15 protein-coding genes and 1 pseudogene are annotated in these 17,234 nt (G+C 72.9%); 6 read left to right on the top strand and 10 right to left on the bottom strand.

Translation table 11 applies throughout. The features are described from left to right. Nucleotides 1–13 precede the first annotated feature (13 nt). The 6 genes from IE251_RS17340 to IE251_RS17315 all read right to left on the bottom strand — a co-directional run bounded on the left by IE251_RS17340 (nucleotide 14) and on the right by IE251_RS17315 (nucleotide 5,147). A complete protein-coding gene (locus tag IE251_RS17340; protein ID WP_189753871.1) occupies nucleotides 14–433 on the bottom strand; it encodes a holo-ACP synthase in 420 nt (139 codons plus the stop codon). A gap of 1 nt (nucleotide 434) precedes the next feature. Continuing rightward, complete coding sequence (locus tag IE251_RS17335; RefSeq protein ID WP_030788591.1) at nucleotides 435–1,283, bottom strand: class-II aminoacyl-tRNA synthetase family protein; 849 nt, start codon at nucleotides 1,281–1,283, stop codon at nucleotides 435–437. Continuing rightward, the gene (locus IE251_RS17330) at nucleotides 1,283–2,149 is read right to left on the bottom strand and encodes a diiron oxygenase (protein WP_189753870.1); all 867 of its coding nucleotides are present in this window, start codon (nucleotides 2,147–2,149) and stop codon (nucleotides 1,283–1,285) included. Before IE251_RS17330 ends, IE251_RS17335 begins: the two co-directional genes overlap by 1 nt. A 702-nt stretch (nucleotides 2,150–2,851) precedes the next feature. Next, entirely contained in the window at nucleotides 2,852–3,721 is an 870-nt protein-coding gene (locus tag IE251_RS17325) for an MBL fold metallo-hydrolase (protein WP_189753869.1), read from the bottom strand. Between the two features lie 168 nt (nucleotides 3,722–3,889). Next, a complete protein-coding gene (locus IE251_RS17320) occupies nucleotides 3,890–4,369 on the bottom strand; it encodes an ATP-binding protein (protein ID WP_189753868.1) in 480 nt (159 codons plus the stop codon). A 55-nt stretch (nucleotides 4,370–4,424) separates the two neighbouring features. Continuing rightward, the gene (locus IE251_RS17315; protein ID WP_189753867.1) at nucleotides 4,425–5,147 is read right to left on the bottom strand and encodes an FAD binding domain-containing protein; all 723 of its coding nucleotides are present in this window, start codon (nucleotides 5,145–5,147) and stop codon (nucleotides 4,425–4,427) included. Between the two features lie 329 nt (nucleotides 5,148–5,476). Between IE251_RS17315 and IE251_RS17310 the strand changes: the two genes are divergently transcribed. Next, nucleotides 5,477–5,896: a RidA family protein gene (locus tag IE251_RS17310; protein ID WP_189753866.1), complete on the top strand. Its 420-nt coding sequence runs from the start codon at nucleotides 5,477–5,479 to the stop codon at nucleotides 5,894–5,896. Nucleotides 5,897–6,155: 259 nt separating this feature from the next. On the opposite strand, the gene IE251_RS17305 is transcribed toward IE251_RS17310, so the two are convergent. Next, nucleotides 6,156–6,722, bottom strand: coding sequence for a TetR/AcrR family transcriptional regulator (locus IE251_RS17305; protein ID WP_189753865.1), 567 nt, complete (start codon nucleotides 6,720–6,722; stop codon nucleotides 6,156–6,158). 84 nt (nucleotides 6,723–6,806) lie between these two features. On the opposite strand from IE251_RS17305, the gene IE251_RS17300 reads away from it, so the two are divergent. Continuing rightward, entirely contained in the window at nucleotides 6,807–7,730 is a 924-nt protein-coding gene (locus tag IE251_RS17300) for an SDR family oxidoreductase (RefSeq protein WP_189753864.1), read from the top strand. A gap of 132 nt (nucleotides 7,731–7,862) precedes the next feature. Here the strand turns inward: IE251_RS17300 and IE251_RS17295 are convergent, their stop codons facing one another. After that, nucleotides 7,863–10,046 carry an MMPL family transporter gene (locus tag IE251_RS17295; protein ID WP_189753863.1) on the bottom strand — a complete coding sequence of 728 codons (2,184 nt, stop codon included), beginning with the start codon at nucleotides 10,044–10,046 and terminating at the stop codon, nucleotides 7,863–7,865. Between the two features lie 291 nt (nucleotides 10,047–10,337). Here IE251_RS17295 and IE251_RS17290 point away from each other — a divergent pair, with 291 nt between their 5' ends. Together IE251_RS17290 and IE251_RS17285 are read left to right on the top strand one after the other, a co-directional pair. Continuing rightward, complete coding sequence (locus IE251_RS17290) at nucleotides 10,338–11,159, top strand: DUF1684 domain-containing protein (RefSeq protein WP_189753862.1); 822 nt, start codon at nucleotides 10,338–10,340, stop codon at nucleotides 11,157–11,159. A gap of 383 nt (nucleotides 11,160–11,542) precedes the next feature. After that, a complete protein-coding gene (locus tag IE251_RS17285; protein WP_189753861.1) occupies nucleotides 11,543–12,343 on the top strand; it encodes an alpha/beta fold hydrolase in 801 nt (266 codons plus the stop codon). Nucleotides 12,344–12,411: 68 nt separating this feature from the next. On the opposite strand, the gene IE251_RS17280 is transcribed toward IE251_RS17285, so the two are convergent. Continuing rightward, entirely contained in the window at nucleotides 12,412–13,074 is a 663-nt protein-coding gene (locus IE251_RS17280) for a ScbR family autoregulator-binding transcription factor (RefSeq protein WP_189753860.1), read from the bottom strand. Nucleotides 13,075–13,330: 256 nt separating this feature from the next. On the opposite strand from IE251_RS17280, the pseudogene IE251_RS17275 reads away from it, so the two are divergent. Together IE251_RS17275 and IE251_RS41070 are read left to right on the top strand one after the other, a co-directional pair. Then, nucleotides 13,331–14,740: pseudogene (locus IE251_RS17275) on the top strand (MFS transporter); the annotation flags it as partial. Next, the gene (locus IE251_RS41070; RefSeq protein ID WP_229896827.1) at nucleotides 14,729–15,454 is read left to right on the top strand and encodes a DUF1206 domain-containing protein; all 726 of its coding nucleotides are present in this window, start codon (nucleotides 14,729–14,731) and stop codon (nucleotides 15,452–15,454) included. The pseudogene IE251_RS17275 and the gene IE251_RS41070, both read left to right, overlap by 12 nt. Here the strand turns inward: IE251_RS41070 and IE251_RS17270 are convergent. After that, nucleotides 15,378–17,063: an LCP family protein gene (locus IE251_RS17270; protein ID WP_189753859.1), complete on the bottom strand. Its 1,686-nt coding sequence runs from the start codon at nucleotides 17,061–17,063 to the stop codon at nucleotides 15,378–15,380. The two genes, IE251_RS41070 and IE251_RS17270, sit on opposite strands and share 77 nt — an antisense overlap. Nucleotides 17,064–17,234: the final 171 nt, after the last annotated feature.

The raw sequence follows: 17,234 nt of genomic DNA, 5'->3' as shown, positions 1-17,234 counted from the left end.
ACTCCTCAGTCGTTCAAGCCGATTCGAGTTGTTGCTGTGCTTCCCTCTCCGTGGCCGTGTCGCAGAAGGCGACCGCCACGGCGAAGGGATCGTCGTGCGCGATGCTCACTTCGATGTGTCCGACACGGGCGTCCCGTGCCAGTCGTGCGGCGCGGCCGCTCAGCCTCACCACGGGCCGCCCGCCGTTCTCCTTCAGGATTTCGATGCCGAGCCACGGCATGGGCTGCCCGGCCGCATGGAACAGTTTGAAGACGGCCTCCTTGGCGGCCAGCCGTCCGGCGATTCCCGGAATGTCCGGCCCGCTCTCCGTGACGCAGAGCCCGAGTTCCTCCTCCGAGAGCATGCGGGGGAGAACGGGTTCCGCCTCCGGCGTCAGGAGCCGGCTCACCCGGGCGAAGGGGACCAGATCGATCCCGACTCGCCCCGGGAGCATGTCAGGAGACCCGTTCGGCTGCCGCCCGGACGGCTTCCAGCGCCTGGTGCGCGTCGCCGTCGTGCTGGTCCAGCAGGACCGCCAGCCAGCGCTCGAGGCCGAAGGCGACACAGCTGGTGTAGGCGTGTTCGTCGCTGTTCTCGCGGCGGATGTTGCACCGTTCCCCGAAGAAGTTGCGGTGCGTGTTGACCGAGGCGATGGCCAGGTCACCCGCCTGGAACTCGTACTTCACGGGGCTGAGCCTCGACAGCAGGGCGCGCGCGCCGTCGTTCTCGAAGAACGGGTCCGTCGCGGCCACCTTTTCCAGGCCGAGGGACAGGGCCCCGGAGAACTCCAGGATCCGTTCGGTGAACCGGGCGATGGTGTCCTGGGTGTGCTCGTACGAGCCCAGCGCGACGATCTCGCGCATCTGGAAGCTCAGCAGCCGGCGCAGCCCGCCGTAGTGCTCCTCGTTGCGGAAGCACCGGTTGACCAGGGTGATCAGGGTCTCGTCGGGGACGTGGGAGTTCTCGTGGTGGAGGTAGGCCCCGTAGCAGGTGGCGTGCGGGAGCCCGAGTCGCGCCCCGAGCAGGCTCTCGGGGGCGAACCCGCCGTCCGAGGGCTTGCCGGAGCCCGTGTCGAGGTCGAGGCCGGTTCCTACCAGGGCGAGGTGGGGGAAGTTCGTGTAGACGTCGAACTTCTCCAGGTCCCGGACCGGGTAGACCGGCGGCGGGAGGATCTCGCGGGCGCCCTGTGCGCGTCCCCAGCCGGAGAAGACGGCGTCCAGTTCCCTGAGGAGGTCGGTCTGGTCCGGCGGGAGGATGACGAGCGCGTCGCCGGTGCCCAGGTCGAACCGTGTGGTGGGCGGCATCAGATGATTCCCGCCTTCTGAAGGAACTTGGTGGTCTTGCGGAAGACGCTCTGCTCGAACTTCGCCCGGGCCGGCGCCTGGAGCAGTTCCCGGCGGAGCTCCTGCGGCTTCTCCACGCCCGCGTCCCGGTAGACCTGCGGGTTGAAGAGCGACTCGAAGCTGTACGTCATGTACCGCTTGATGTAGGCCGACACATCGGCCAGTTCCTGCTCGGTCGAGTTCTTCTTGACCTCGGCGAAGAGGGCGGAGACCAGTTCGCGGCCGAAGGCGATGTGCCGGGACTCGTCCTGGTGGTGGATGCGGTTGATGGCCCGGATCGTCTCGTGCAGGCGGGTGTCCAGGGCCATCTTGGAGTTGAAGTGGTCGACCAGCTCCTCGAAGATGAGGATGCGGGCGAACACCAGCAGGCTCTCCACGTCCGAGCGGGGTATCTCCACGCTCGCGCCGGCGGGCTGACGGTAGATCTTCTTGCCGTAGCGCAGGCAGAACTCGGCGAAGAACCACATGTGCTCGTTCTCCTCACCGATGAAGTGGTGGAAGAACTCGGACGGGGTCTCGAACCCCGAGGTGTGGATCCTCTTCGTCACTTCGATGAGAAGTTCACGGATTCCGTGGACGTTGAGGCTGTAGAAGTTGATGCTCTCGTAGCGGGACAGCGCGTAGAGCTGTTCCTGCGTCAGCCTCTCGGCCGCGGCCGTTCCGTACGTGGTGGTGAGCTCGGGACTCATCCACCACATGTTCTCGGGAAGTCGGTCCGGCCACTCGAAGAGCTTGTAGGGATTGTAGTAATCCTCGACCGACTTCGAGCTCAGCCGCTCCAGAATATCCAGGAAACGGTCATTCTGATCTATCAGAACGCTGACCACGCCGCTTGTCCTCCGAGTCCGTCCGAAGCAAGTGCCCGCTGACAGGAGACTTCTTGGCATGTACCGAATTTCCGGTGCCGCCCAAGACCATATGTACGATGCATGGCTCATGCAATGACCGAAAGCGGACTGTCCTCGACCGGTCAGCCGGCCCCCGGCCCGTCACCGGGGCGTAACCGCGGCCTTACCCCGACGCCACGCGGATACCGTGCGCGGGGACGGAGCGGGCGACGAGCGTGGGCCGTCAGGGCCGGGCAGAGGGGTGAGGGTGGGGACACAACCACAGTCCAAGGTCTACGGGGAAGCCGTCGAGGACTTCTGCCGGATCTGCGGGTTCGACAAGGAGCGGTTCTGGGTGCGGTTTCGCGGGGCCGGTCTTCTGGAGCGACGGCGAGCCGACCGAGAGCGTCTGTCCTTGCTGCGGCACCGAGTCGGGGATCGGCGACCTCGGCACACCCGGCGATGTGCGGAAGCTTGAATGGATTCGGACCCTGCGCGGCTACTGGGTGGGCATCGGAGCGCCGTGGGCCGTGCCCGAGGCGAGGCCGGCGCAGTGGGACATCCTGGAGCAGTTGAGCGGTCTTCCGGCTGCATGGCGCTGACCACGACGCCCGCACCGAACACGCATCGCGACCTGCCGGGCCGTCGGGCCTCGTCCCCCCGACGGCCCGGCGGGTCCGGCGTCGCGGGTGCTCCTGCCGTTCACCAGCGCAGCGCCGTGAAGTCGACCGGCCGGGGCCGCAGTCGGCTGGTGCGTTCCGTCAGGTCGCGCAGGCGGCGGGACATCTCGTCGGCCGGCAGGCGGCGGCGGTCGCCGTGGCCCGGCAGCACCCATTCGAACCGGAGCCGGTCCGCCGTCCGGGCCAGGGACGCGGCCAGTTCCTCGATGGAGTACCAGGTCACGCTGTCGGCGACCTCCAGGTCCCCGGTGGTCCGCGACCAGTAGAAGCTGTCGCCGCTGAAGCAGTACCGGTCGTCGGCGAGGTACAGCACGCTGCCCCGGGTGTGTCCGGGCAGCGGGTGGACGGTGACGCCTTCGGCGATCTCCTGCGGTTCCAGGCCGCGGATCACCTGGTCCGCGTCCGGCGCCGCGTCCAGGTCGCCTTCGTGGATCCACAGCCGGGCACCGAAGTGGTCGGCGTAGCGGCGGCCGTGCGCGGCGTGGTCGCGATGGGTGAGCAGCACATCGGTGACGGGGCCGCCGGCCGAGTAGCGCTCGGCGAGTTCACGGCTCCAGCGCGGGGTGTCGATCATCATCCGGGTGCCGGACGGCCGCAGCAGCAGGTAGGAGTTGGCGCCGGCGGTGTGCGTCGAGTTGTGGCCGCAGATCAGCACGCCGTCGTCCAGGGCCAGCGGGAACGGGTCGAGCGACGGGTCCACGCGGCCGGTCGTCGGCCTGATCGAGCGGGTGTGGCAGGCGAAGACCGCCGCGTGCAGGCTCCGGTTCTCGGCGTCGTCGGCGGGCGGGCGCAGGATCCTCGACTTCCCGTCGGCCTCGTCGATCAGCTCGGGCGCGAACTGGCGGGCCACGTCGCAGTTCGTGCAGCGGTCGTCCACAAACCATCCGTCCACGGCTGGGCTCCTTCCTCACGGGCGGCCCCCGGCCGGGGTCGCCCCCTTCCAGGGGTATCCCGCCGACCGCCCGAACCGGAAGCCCCTTCCGATCTTGTACTTTCCGCCCCCGGGCGCTCTGAGCGACCGGACGCGACACGGTCCGCGGCGGATGACCTCCGGGCCGGCTCAGGGCCGTACGCCGAAGCCGCCCCGGCCGTCGAACCGCACCTCGTACACCGCGTCGAACCCGTCCGCCACGGAGGGTCTGCGCAGCCTCTTGAGGGTGGCGAGGACGCCGATGTCGGGAACCCGGCCGCGGCCCTCGCGGGCGGCGTTGCGGCGCAGGGAGCCCGGCACGTCGGGCGGGAACCAGAAGGCCGTGACGGTGGCCCCGTGGGCCCGGGCCGCCGCCACCAGCGGGGCCCACTCCTGCGGTGACGGGTTGGTGTTGTCCACGGCGACGGGCCGGCCCGCCGCCAGGTGCTCGGTGACCAGCCGCATCTGCCGGGCCTGCTTGTTCCTCGCGCCGCGCGGGAACAGGTCCTTGCCGACCAGCTCGTACCGGTCGGACAGGCACCGCGCGTAGAAGGTGGACTTCCCGGAGGCCTGCAACCCGACCAGTACCGCCAGGTCCGTCTGTACTGCCAGGTCCGCCTGTGCCGTCATACCGCCACTGTGGCACGCCGCCGACCCGGCGACGAGCCTTGCCGGGGGGCGGCCCTCAGTTCTGCCCGCTGCCCTCCAGCAGGCCGGTGACCTGCGGGCGGACGGCTTCCCAGGCGGTGGCCGGCAGGTCGCCGAGGGCCGTGTCGCGCAGGGCGTCGAGGGCGTCCCCAGCGCCGGTGTCGCACCGGGTGGTGCCGGTGAGCACGTCGTAGCCGTCCCGTACGGCGACGCGCAGGCGGCGCCGCTCACCGTCCTCGGCGTGCAGGGCCGAGGCCACGACGAGGGGCGGCTCCCCGCCTGGCTCGGCGGGCAGCTTGCGGTAGGCCGAGGCGAGGGGCGCGCGCCAGCGCAGACCGAGCAGCACGGGGCGCTTGGCGACCACCTCGGCCAAGTCCGCCTCGCGGACGCCGTCGGGCTCCAGGACCGTGGCCCGGGCGTCCAGGGCCAGGGCGGGCGGCAGCAGACAGCGCAGCGTACTGCCGACGATGTTGCCGCCGACCGTCGCGGTCCGCCGCACGGCGCCGGTGCCGATCGTGGCGGCGGCCAGCCGCAGGACGTCCGGCACGGTCGCGTCGATCCGGTGCAGCAGCACGGCGCCGCCCAGGGTCTGCCGCCCGACGACGTTCGCCTCCGGCACCTTGCGCAGGGACACCGCGAGTTCCGGGAATCCGTCGCGCTGCCAGGTCGCCCAGACGAGCGTCGCCCCGCCGATCGGCACGGCCCCGTCGGCGAGGCACTGCCGGGCTTCCGGTACGGACGTGGGCAGACGCAACAGCACAGCGGCCGACCTGCCTTTCTTGAACTCGGGACGCGAGGCGTTTCTGGGCTCGGGACGCCGGGCGGACGGCCGACGGCCACCCGCCCGTCGACAGCGCAGTCTTCTCGCGCGGCGGGGGGCGCGTACAGGGCTCACACGAGCATGCGGCGCGCGCTCACGCCGCGCCCGGCCGGCCGCCGGAACGGAGGGGGCGTGTCCCCCTCGGGGAGGGTGGAATGGCCGGTGAGCGGCGGGTGTTGGAGAGGCGGGAGGCGGCTGTCGCCCTCGTACCGCATGCGGCGTACCCCGTCTGCCGGGGCGGCCGTGCCCGACGGAAGGAAGCACCATCCATGGCCCGTGACGCGCGCACGATCACCAACCCGGCCACCCTGCACGACCCGACCCCGTTCGGCTACAGCCACGCCGTATCGGCGCCCGGCGCGCTCGTCTTCATCGCGGGCCAGTACGCCTCCGACGCCGACGGCGCCCCGGTGCCCGGTGACTTCGCCGCGCAGGTGGAGCTGGCCTTCGACCGGTTGCGGCTGGTCCTGGAGGCGGAGGGGCTCGGGTACGAACACGTGGTCCGGCTCGGCACGTTCGTCGTCGACCACGACGCCGCGAAGCTGGAGGTCCTCGGCAAGGCCCTGCTCGCGCGCTTCGGGGACCGGCTGCCGGCCCAGACACTGAGCGGCGTGGCGTCCCTCGCGCTGCCCGGCATGCTGTTCGAGGTCGACGCGGTCGCCGTCCGCCCGCCCGCGCCGCAGGTGTGACGGGGGCCGCCCTCATCACTCCGTTCCGCTCACCGCCGTAGGCCCCGGGCGCCGGTGCCCGTACCGACCGCAGCGGCCGAGGGTACGGCGCACGGCCGGCGGCTACGACCCGAACGGCGACCGGCACCGGTGCGCACGCTGCCGACCGGGTCCGAGTGTCCCGCCGTACGGGCCGTCAGGACACGGCCCGCCGGAAGCGCCGTACCCCGACACCCCGGCCCGGCGTGGCCGCATCGCCGTACCCGAGCCCCCGCCGCCGTCACTTCCCGGCCGCCACCGCCCTGAAGACGCTCAGCGCTTCCCGTACCGACTCGGCCATCTCCCGTTCCCCGTCGTCCGCGAGCCAGCGTTCGAAGCCGATTTTGAAGACGGCCACCCCGGCCTCCGCGGCCAGACCGGCGGCGGGCTCGGTGACGCCGCGGCGGCGCAGGGTCTCGGCGAGGGCCGCCGACAGGGAGGCGAGTTTGATCAGCTCGCGCTCCCGGAGTTCCGCGTTCGCCGTGATGACGGCGTGCCGTGCCCGCGCGAAGGCCCGCCGGCCGGCGAATGCCTCGCTGACCGCGTCGAGTCCGCGGGCCAGCGCGTCGATGGGCGCCGCGCTCTCGGGGGCGCCGGCGACCGCCCGGACGAACAGTTCCTGGAGCTCGCCGGCGCCGGAGAACAGCACCTCGCGCTTGTCGGCGTAGTGGCGGAAGAAGGTCCGCTCGGTCAGCCCGGCCCGTTTGGCGATCTCGGCGACCGTCGTCTGTTCGTAGCCCCGCTCCCGGTAGAGCTCCAACGCCGCCTCCGCCAGGCGCCCGCGCGCGTTCGGCTCCCATCTGCTCATGACCGGAATCCTAACGATGTCAGTGACTGTCATCGAGTGCTAGGGTCGATGACAGTCACTGACATCACTAGTCGGGAGTTCCCCATGCGTTTCTTCGTGACCGGTGCGTCCGGCTGGATCGGCTCCGCCCTGGTGCCCGACCTCTTGACCGCCGGGCACCAGGTCGTCGGGCTGGCCCGCTCCGACGCCTCCGCCGCCGCGCTGACAAAGGCCGGGGCCGAGACCGTCCGCGGCAGCCTCGACGACCTCGACGTCCTGCAGGCAACGGCCGCCGCCTCGGACGGCGTGATCCACCTCGCCTTCAAGCACGACCTCGCCTTCGGCGGCGACTTCCAGGGGGCCGGCGAAGCCGACCGCCGCGCCGTCGACGCCCTCGGCGAGGCGCTCGCCGGCACCGGCCGGCCCTTCGTCCTGGCCTCCGGACTGGCCGGTCTCGCGCCGGGGCGGGTGGCGACCGAGCGGGACATGCCCCCGGCCGACGGCTCGGCCGCCGCCATCCGGGGGGCCACCGCCAAGGCCGTGCTGGCACTCGCCTCGCGCGGTGTCCGCTCCTCCGTCGTGCGGCTCTCCCCCACCTGCCACGGCGCCGGGGACAACGGTTTCATGGCGATGCTGGTCGCCACCGCCCGTGCCAAGGGCGTCTCCGGGTACATCGGCGACGGCGCCAACCGCTGGCCGGCCGTGCACCGGCTCGACGCCGCGCGGCTGTTCCGGCTGGCGGCCGAGAAGGCACCCGCCGGATCGGTGCTGCACGGCGTCGCCGAGGAGGGCATCGCCCTGAGGGACATCGCGGAGGTCATCGGCCGCCGTCTCGGTGTGCCGACGGTGTCCGTGGCGCCCGAGGACGCGGTCGGCCACTTCACCTGGATGAGCCACTTCCTCGGCGTCGACGCCGCCGCGTCGGGCACCCTGACCCGCGAACTGGTGGGCTGGGAACCCGTACACCCCGGGCTCCTGGCGGACCTGGACCAGGAGCACTACTTCCGGGCGCCTGCCGACGCCGGGTGACCGGGCAGGAAGAGGTAACCGGCCGGAAGGCGGCAGCCGACCGGGAAGCGGCAGCCGGCCGGCAGGCGGCATGAAAAAAAGTCCTGCCGGGCCAAGGGGCCCGGCAGGACTCGTCTCTCGTCGCGGTCGCCGCTAGCCGCGGCGGCCCGCCGGATCGTGGGCGGTGGTGTCCCGGTCCTCGTCGCGCGGGACCGTACCGGAACCGGCGGCCAAGGCGCCCGGCGTCTCGGCCCGGTCCCCGTGGCCCGGCCACCAGGCGGCGTGGCCGATCAGGGCCGTGAGGCTCGGGGTGAAGAACATCGCCATGACGAACGCGGCCACCACGATGCCGAAGGAGACCGCGAAGCCCATCTCCGACAGCAGCGAGTTGCCCGCCAGCATCATCGTGGCGAAGGTCGCCGCCAGGATGAAGCCCGCCGCGGCCACGGTCGGCCCGGCGTGCCGCAGGGCCATGCCGGCCGCCTCGCGCGGCTCCCGGCCCGCCCGGGCCTCCTCACGCAGCCGGGCGATCATGAGGATGTTGTAGTCGGTGCCGATCGCGACCACGAAGAGATACATGATCACCGGCAGCATGAACATCAGGCCCGCGTGGCCCTGCCCGTCCTGGAAGATCCACACGGTGGCGCCGAGGGTGGCGCCGAAGCCGAGGCCCACGGAGGCGATCAGGTACCAGGGGGCGACCACACTGCGCAGCAGCAGCCCCAGGATGATCATGATCAGGAGGGCGGCGACCGGGAAGACCGTCCGGTAGTCGTGGTTGACCGCCGCGTCGATGTCCTTGTAGATCGAGGACATGCCGCCGACGACCGCCTCGGTGCCGTCGGGCGCCGCCGAGTGGGCGACGTCGCGGACCCGGCCCACGGCGTCGATCGCCTTGTCCGTCGACGCCTCGTACTTCAGCGTGACGGTGAAGTCGGCGGTGGTGCCCTCCTTGTTGAGCTGGGTCATGCGGGCGCTGGCGACGCCGTCCACCTCGCCCAGCTTCCGCGCGTACTCCTTGAACCGGGACCCGTCCAGCTGCTTGCCGTCGGTGCTGGAGAGATACACGTCGGTGGGCGCCGCCGCGCCCGCCGAGTACGCCTTCTGCATCTCGTCCTGGACGACCATGGACTCCTTGGTCTTGGGCATGGAGCCCGAGGCCAGGTCGAAGGTCGCCTTGTAGCCGAGGGTGCCGATGGACAGGATCAGCAGGACGAGCCCGGAGACGACGGCGGTCAGCGCCGGGCGGCGCTGGACACCTCGGCCGAGGGCGGCGAAGCGGGCGTTCTGCGGCTCCTTCTGCCAGGACTTCGACGGCCAGAAGACCTTGGGCCCGATCAGCGAGACCACGGCGGGGATCAGGGTCAGGCCGGCGACCAGGGTGGCGCCGACCGCGATGGCGAGCGCCGGGCCCATCTGCTTCAGGAAGCCCAGCGTGGACAGCACCAGGGCGAGGAAGGCGATGATGACCGCTCCGGCCGCCGAGGCGATGGCCTCGCCGACCCGGTCCACCGCGTTGATCATGGCCTGCTTGGGTTCGTCCCCGGCGCGCAGACTCTCGCGGTAGCGGAATATCAGGAACAGGAAGTAGTCGGTGCCGACGCCGAAGAGCACGACGATGAGGATCGAGGAGATCGAGCTGTTGGCCTGGAGGCCGAACAGCTTGGTGGCGTAGGCGATCAGACCGTTGGCGACGGCGGACACCAGGCCGATCAGCACCAGGGGCAGTACGGCGAGGATCGGCGCCCGGAAGATGATCAGCAGGGTCACCAGGATGATGACGAAGGTGCCGATACCGATCAGCGCCTCGCCGCGCTTGGACGAGTCCTGCTGGTCGAGTGCCTGTGCCGCGGAACCGCCGAGCTTGACGTCGAGATGTGTGCCCTTGGCCAGTTCCTTGGCCTGTTCACGCAACTCCTTCGCCGCGTCGGCCTGTTTGGGCTGACCGGCGTTCTTGCTGTCCATCTGCACCAGGGTCATGGTGTACTTGCCGTCCTTCGACGGCGGGCCGGGGACGACCTTCTGCACCTGGTCGATGTGCTTCTTTCCCAGCTCGGTGGTGATCCGGGCGACATCCTTCTGGTCGGCGGCGGTGAGCTTGCCGCCGTCGGTGCGCTGGTAGAGCGCGATCGCGGACGGGGTGAAGGCGCTGGGGAACGCCTTCTGCTGGAGATCCGCCGCTTTGATGGACTCGTAACTCTTGGGTAGGAAACTGCTCTCGTCACTGTTCGAGGGCAGGCTCGGTGCGGTGGCGACTATCGCCACCGCGGCGATCAGCCACGCCACGATCGTCCAAATGGGATGACGGACGACGGCGGTGCCTATTCGTCGGAACATGCGGAGGGTCCTCCTGGGAAGGAAGATCACCGCAGCCCGGGGAGCGGTCCCTGGCATCGGCGACCCCGACCGGCACGCATGGAACGGGCCGGTCGCATGGTTGTCTTGGTGTCACATCCTAGTGACCGGCTCCACATATCCCCTCATCGGCAGGCCCGGCCCGCGGCAGAACGGTCGAATCACCGGCATATGCCCCGGACATACGGTGCCGTGGCCGGGATGAACGGGCGGGGCGCGGTGGTTGAAGCGGACGCGGGACACGACCGGCAACACCTACCCGAGGGAGTGGACATGACCGTCCAGGACATCGACCGGTTGGCCTTCGTCACGGAGTGGGAGGAGTGGCACCGGGCCAAGGAGGAGGTGCTGGCCGCACCGCACGGCTTCCTCGCCATCACCGGCCTGCACTGGCTGGGCCCGGAACCGGCCCGGTTCGACGACGCCCCCGGCGCGTGGTCGGCGACCGCGGACGGAGTGGTGGTCGAACTGGCCGAGGGCGAGGAGCTGACCGTGAACGGCACGGTGGTGCGCGGCCGTTACGCGTTCGGGGTCATCCCGGAGCGGGAGAGCCGGTACGCCGACTGGGGCGAGGCCCGGCTCGAAGTCGCCCGGCGCGGCGGCCACGACATCCTGCGGCCCCGCCACCCGGACAACCCGCTGCGCACCGCCTTCCGCCACACCCCCGCGTACGCCCCGGACCCGCGCTGGGTCGTCACCGGCCGTTTCCTGCCCTACGACGAGCCTCGGCCGGTCACCGTCGGCGCCGCCGTGGAGGGGCTGGAGCACGTCTACGACTCCCCCGGCGAGGTCGAGTTCGAGCTGGCCGGCGCGCGGCACCGGCTCACCGCGTTCAACGGCCGCGGGCCCGGCGGACTCATGGTGCTGTTCACGGACGCCACCTCGGGCGTGACGACGTACGCGGCGAACCGCTCGCTGTACATCGACGCGCCCGGCCCCGACGGTACGGTCACGCTCGACTTCAACCGTGCCGGAAACCTCCCGTGCGCCTACACCGACCTGGCGACCTGCCCGCTGCCGCCCGCCGAGAACCGGCTGCCGGTGGCGGTGGAGGCCGGCGAGCGCATCCCGCTGGAGCGCGGCGGACAGCCGTGAACCGGGCGGACGCCTGGTGAGGGGCCGGGTGGGGCACGGGGCCCGTGGCCCGGGCCGGGAGTGACAAAACCGGGCCGCCGCGCGGCCGGAAGTGACGAGCGGAGGGTCCCGTCGCCTGGTCGGCACTGACGAGCGGAGGGGCCCACCGCGCGCGGATCGCAAGCGGAGGGGCCCACCGCCCGGCCGGGAATGACCAACCGGGTGCCCACCGCCCGGCCCGGAGTGACCAGTGGCGGGGGCCCACCAGCCGTCCGGGCATGGCGAGCGGGGCGTCCCGCCGCCCGGCCGGGAATGACCAGCAGAGGACCCCGGCCGGAAATAACGAACGGGGCATTCCCCCGCCCCGCCGGCACTGACGAACGACGGTACCGAGGGAGCCGGTTGTGGAGTGGTCGGAGCGGGTGGTGGTCCGGGGCGGGGTGCGGCTGGCCTGCCGTGACGGGGGCGGTCCGGGCCCCGCCGTGGTGCTGTTGCACGGGCTGGCCGGCCACGCCGGTGAGTGGGACGCCCTGGCGGAGAGGCTGTCGGGGCGTCACCGGGTGGTGGTGCTCGACCAGCGCGGGCACGGCGCGAGCGAGCGGTACCCCGGCGATGTCTCGCGCGCGGCCTTCGTGGCGGACGTGGTGGCGGTCGCCGCGCGACTGGGGCTGGACCGGCCCGTGCTGGTCGGGCAGTCGCTGGGTGGTCACACGGCGCTGCTGACCGCCGCCGCCCACCCCGCGCTGGTCCGCGCGCTCGTCCTGGTCGAGGCCGCGCCCCGCGACCCCGATCCCCGCGCTCCCGCGGCCGTCGGCGCGTGGCTGGACTCGTGGCCGGTGCCGTTCCCCTCCCGCGCGGCGGCGGTCTCCTTCTTCGGCGGCGGCCCGGTGGGCGAGGGCTGGGCGGCCGGCCTGGAGCGTCACGAGGACGGCCGGCGCCCCCGGTTCGACCGGGACGTGATGGTCGCCGCGCTGGCGGAGGCCGTCCGGCGCTCCTCCCTGCCCGCGTGGCGGCGGGTCGGCTGTCCCACCCTGGCCGTGTTCGCCCGGTCGAGCCTGATCCCGGGGCCGGACATCGACGCGATGCTCGCGGCGCGACCGCCGACCGTGGCGGTGAGTGTCCCCGGCACCGGGCACGATCTGCACCTGGAACGGCCAGAGGTCCTGCACGAGCTGCTGGAGGGGTTCCTCGCCGGCCTCGTGTGACGGACGCGCCGAGCCGAATCGCGGAGAAAACCGCCCGTACGGTCCGCCGGGCGGGACGCACGGCCGGGTCAGCAGGCGATGCCCGACAGGTCCTCGGACCGCCGCCGGGCCTCGGCGATCACCCGGGCGCCGCGGTCCGGCGCGGTGTCCAGCCGGGTGAGGACGGGCGGGGCCGCGATCGCGGCGAGGAGGTGGCCGTACAGCGCCGCCGTGCGGTCGTCCAGGTCCGCCCAGCCGGCGAGGGTCTGCGAGACGAACTGCGCGCCCACCCAGGCGCCGAGGAACACCTGGGCCGTCTCCTCGGGCACCACGTGCGGCAGCACCTCGCCCCGTTTCTTGGCCTCGGTGAGCGCGTGCGAGGTCAGTCGCGCCCAGGCCGGCCAGGCGCTGCCGAGCACGTCACGGCCGGGCCGGTCGGCGGAGATCCGGACGCCGGCGAGCAGGAAGGGTTCCCGGGGCAGCCGCCTGGCCAGGGCCATCCCCGCGTCCACCCACTCCTGTAACTTCAGCTCCCGCGGCAGGTGGTACTGGGGCGTCAGCTGTTCCTGTAACACCCCTTGGGCGAGGGCCGCCTTGGAGTCGAAGTGGAAGTACAGGGCGCCCTTGGTGACACCGGCCCGCTTGAGGATCTCGGAGATGGTGGCGGCAGCGTATCCGCGCTCGGCGAAGACCGCTGCCGCGGCCCGCAGCACGGCGCGCCGGGTCCGGACGGCTCGGTCCTGCTGAGCCACACACCCTCCCCCGGGTCGGAAACCAAACCAAACAGTACGTACTGTACCGCACGGTGGGTCAACACCACGGCGGTCCACGGCCGTTGGGGGCGGACCCGGCGGCGGGCGAATTCGGTTGCGGCGGGGCGGGTGGGCCGGGTGGGGTACTGCCATGAACGGTGCCACGGGGCAGGCGCGACGGGCCGGTGCGGAAGCGGCGCGCGGGGTCACGGCGCGCCCGGCCGCCTGGCGCCGTACGGCCGTGCTCGCGGCCCTGATGCTGGCCGCCTTCACCCTCAACACGGTGGAGAGCCTGCCGGTCGGACTGCTGGAGCCGGTCGCCGCGAGCCTGCGGGTGTCCGTGCCGGCGGCCGGTCTCCTGGTCACCGGGTACGGTCTGACTGTGGCCGTGGCCTCCGTGCCGCTCGCCCATGTCCTGCGGGCGGTGCCCCGGCGCCATGTGCTCGCCGGGCTGCTGGCCGCACTGGTCGTCTCCAGTGTGGTGTCGGCTCTGGCCGCCTCCTACGGCGTCCTGCTCGCCGCGCGGCTCCTGGCCGCCCTCGCGCAGGCACTGTTCTGGGCCGTTACGGGTCCGGTCGCGGTGAGTCTGTTCGCGCCGGAGGTACGGGGGCGGGTGGTCGGGGCGCTGTCCGTGGCCGGCTCGCTCGCCCTGGTGCTCGGCGTTCCGGCCGCGACCTGGCTGGGCCGACTGGACGGCTGGCGGCTGCCGTTCGCGCTGCCGGCCGCGACGGGGCTGGTCTGCCTGGTGACGATCGCCGCCCTGCTGCCGGCCTCGCGCCCGGAGGAGGAGCCCGCCGCGTACGCGACCGGGCCCGACGCCCGCCGGTTCGGGACCGTACTGGCGGCGGGGTTCCTCTCCGCCACCGGCGCGTTCGCGGGATACACGTACATCGTGGCGTTCCTGGACCGGGTGAGCGGTTTCGCCCCGGGCACGGTGAGTGTGCTGCTCTCGGTCTTCGGTGCCGCGTGCCTGGCCGGGGTGAGCGTCACCGCCGTGGCGCTGGACCGCTTCCCGCGCGGGGCGCTCACCGCCGCCGTGACCGTGCAGACCGTGGGCATGCTCGGCCTGGGCGCGGCCGGTGACCGGCCCGCGGCGGCGGTGCTGTTCCTGGTGCTGACCGGCGGGGCGCTCGGTCCGGTGTTCATGGCCGCCCAGAACGCGATGCTGCACTGTGCCCCGGGCCGTACGGACCTCGCGCTCGCGGCGAACTCCGGCTGTTACAACGCCGGGATCGCGGCGGGCGCCGCACTGGGGGCGCTGGTCCTGTCGCACGCCGGCCCGCGGGGCGTCTTCCTCGCCGGCGGGCTACTGACCGCGGCTGCCGGTGTGGTGCTGCTCGGCGGGCACCTGCCGGGCCGGCGACGGCGACCCGCCGGCCGGGCCGGGGCCGCACCGCGCCGAGCGGCCCGCCCGGGCAGGTGTCGGGCGGGGACTCGGGGGCACCGGCGGTGTATGGACGTACTACGCTCTTCGGCCCGGGCCGCGGACAGCAGACCCATGGCCGTGGCGGCCCGGGCCGGCTTCGCGGCGCGCGGGCTGCTCTACGTACTGGTCGCGGTGATCGCGCTGCGGATCGCCCTGGGGGGTGCCGGCGGGGAGCGGCAGGCCGACCGGGGCGGCGCGCTCGGCGAGCTGGCCGGGCGGCCGTTCGGGGTGGCACTGCTGTGGCTCGTGGGCGTCGCACTGGCCGGGCTGGCCGTATGGCAGCTGTCGGAGGCGGTGTTCGGCGCGTCGGGCCCCGACGGCTCGAAGGTCTCCCGGCGGGTGGCGGCCCTGTTCCGTTGCCTGTTCTACGGTTTCGTCTCCTACTCGGTGCTCGCCTACGCGGCCGGGGACCGGGGCAGCGGCAGCGGCTCCTCCGACCGGCAGACCGACGATGTGACCGCCCGGGTGCTGGAGTGGCCCGGCGGGCAATGGATCCTCGGCGTGGCCGGGGCCGGCGTGGTGGTCGCCGGGCTGTGGGTCTCGGTGCGGGCCGTGCGCCGGAAGTTCCTCAAGGACCTGCGGGCCGAGGCGCTGTCCGGGCGGGCCCGGCCGGTGGTCGAGGCCCTCGGGGTGACCGGGGGCGCGGCCCGTGGGGTCGTGTTCGCGGCGGCCGGTGTGTTCGCCGTCGTCGCGGCCGTGCGGCATCAGCCGGGGCAGGCGAAGGGCATGGACGACACGCTGCGCGCGTTCCGGGACCTGCCGGCCGGACCGTGGCTGCTCGCGCTGGTCGCGCTGGGTCTGGCCGCGTTCGGCCTCTTCTGCTGGTGCGAGGCCCGCTGGCGCAGGGTCGGGCACGGCGGCCGGCCCGCCGACGGGGTCAGTCGTCGGAGTCGGGCCTGGTCCGGGCCGCGGCGTACGCCTGGGCCGGGGTCATGGCGACGCCGTCGAGCGTGACCGTCTTGTAGGGGCTGACCTTGGCGCAGGTCTTGCCCTGGTCGGCGGTGGAGGCGTGGGCGCCGCCGACGGCGGCCTGGGTGCCGGCGGGCGCCGGGGAGGCGGTGGCCGGGCCCGGGTAGTGGTCGCCGCTGGGCCAGTCGCTGCCGACGACCAGGGTCAGGCCGGTTCCGGTGCCCTGCTTCAGGCGGGCGGACGGCAGGCCGAGCGCATGGGCGACGGTCCGGGCGGCGGCCTCGCGGCCGGGGCCGTAGGTGAGAGTGGTGGTGGTCGCGGGGCCGGGCGCGTTGCCGGTGGTGGCGGAGCGGAAGCCCTGGCCGGTGAGGGCGTCGGCGAGGGCCCGGGCGCGGCCGGTGATGCCGGTGCCGTTGCGTACGGTCACCGCGATCCGCGCGGCGGGCTCGGCGCCGGCGGCGGCCTGGGCGGTGGCCGTGGGTTTCGCGTCGGAGCCGGTGGTCAGCGGCCGGTCGCCGGCGATGGCGGCGAAGAGGGACGCGGCCCCGGGGCCGGCCACCACCCGGTCGGGGTCGGCCGGGTCGGGGGCGGTCTGCATGGTCGCGAAGGTGATCCGCCGGGCGGGCACCTTGTTCACGTCGGCCGCGAGCCCGATCAGCTTCTTGACGCTGCCCAGGCCGTCGTCCACGGTCAGCGCCTTGGTGGCGGCGTCGGCGAGCCGGTAGACCGCGCCAGGGTCGGTGAGCGTGCCCGCGCTCTTGAACTTGCGGATCATCGCGCTGAGGAAGATGTGCTGCGAGACGGTGCGGCCGAGGTCGCTGCCGTCGCCGAAGCCGTGCCGGGAGCGCACGAACTCCAGGGCGGCGACGCCCTTGAGGGTGTGGGTGCCCCGGGACAGCTTCAGGTGGGAGTAGGTGTCGTAGACGTCGTCGCTGACGCACACGGAGACACCGCCGATCGCGTCGGACATCTTGACCACGCCGGAGAAGTCGAGCTTGACGAAGTGGTCGACGGGGATGCCGGTGAGCCGGTGCACGGTGGCCACCTGGCAGGCGGGCCCGTACCGCAGGGCGCTGTTGACCTGGCCGTAGTAGCCGCTCGTGGACCGGCCGGTCTCGCCGTCCCGGCAGGCCGGCACCCGGGTCATGGTGTCGCGGGGGATGCTCAGCACGGTGGCGTCGGAGCGGTCGGCGGAGATGTGCAGCACCATCTCCACGTCGGCGTTGCCGCCGGTCTGCACCCCGGTTCGCGAGCAGCCGCCGCCGAGCCGGCAGTCCGTCGTGCTGGTCCGCCCGTCGGAGCCCATGACCAGGATGTTGAGGGGGGTGCGGCCGAAGGCGTCGGCCTTCTCGGTGCCGCCCTTGCCGTCCAGCGAGACGCTGCGGAGGTTGCCGTCCAGATGCCGGTAGAACAGCCAGCCCGCGCCGGCGGTGATCACGACGATCAGGGACAGGGTGATCGCGGCGGTCCGCAGCAGCCGTCGGCCGCGTCCGGTCGTACGCGCCTCGGGGGGCCGTGTGCCGGCGCGTGCGCCCATGGTTCCCCGGCCGCCCGGGGAGCCCGCCCGGTCCGGCGCGGCCGTGCGCGGGCGGGGCACGCGGGTGCCCCGGCTGCGGGTGCCCCGCCCGGCCGGTCCGTCCCACGGGTCGGTCATCTTCCACTCCCCCGAACGGTCGGGTCTGCGCGATCTTGATTGCGTGGTGGCGCAATGTAGCAAACCCACGGCCGGGCCCGTACGGGTCCGTACGCGGCGCACCGCCCGGGCGGCACACCACGCCGCCCGGTCCGGCTGGGCAGCGGGGAGTCTACGGGCACGGGCCGGGTG

The organism is Streptomyces eurythermus (genome assembly GCF_014649115.1).
Lineage (GTDB): Bacteria > Actinomycetota > Actinomycetes > Streptomycetales > Streptomycetaceae > Streptomyces > Streptomyces eurythermus.
Note: the sequence above shows the minus strand (reverse complement) of the source record. Positions and strands in the feature narration are given on the sequence as shown.

Coding starts and splice junctions, on each gene's coding strand:
- IE251_RS17270 (WP_189753859.1), bottom strand. CDS start 17,063: ATGACCGACCCGTGGGACGGACCGGCCGGGCGGGGCACCCGCAGCCGG.
- IE251_RS17320 (WP_189753868.1), bottom strand. CDS start 4,369: ATGACGGCACAGGCGGACCTGGCAGTACAGACGGACCTGGCGGTACTG.
- IE251_RS17310 (WP_189753866.1), top strand. CDS start 5,477: ATGGCCCGTGACGCGCGCACGATCACCAACCCGGCCACCCTGCACGAC.
- IE251_RS17295 (WP_189753863.1), bottom strand. CDS start 10,046: ATGTTCCGACGAATAGGCACCGCCGTCGTCCGTCATCCCATTTGGACG.
- IE251_RS17290 (WP_189753862.1), top strand. CDS start 10,338: ATGACCGTCCAGGACATCGACCGGTTGGCCTTCGTCACGGAGTGGGAG.
- IE251_RS17300 (WP_189753864.1), top strand. CDS start 6,807: ATGCGTTTCTTCGTGACCGGTGCGTCCGGCTGGATCGGCTCCGCCCTG.
- IE251_RS17335 (WP_030788591.1), bottom strand. CDS start 1,283: ATGCCGCCCACCACACGGTTCGACCTGGGCACCGGCGACGCGCTCGTC.
- IE251_RS17305 (WP_189753865.1), bottom strand. CDS start 6,722: ATGAGCAGATGGGAGCCGAACGCGCGCGGGCGCCTGGCGGAGGCGGCG.
- IE251_RS17340 (WP_189753871.1), bottom strand. CDS start 433: ATGCTCCCGGGGCGAGTCGGGATCGATCTGGTCCCCTTCGCCCGGGTG.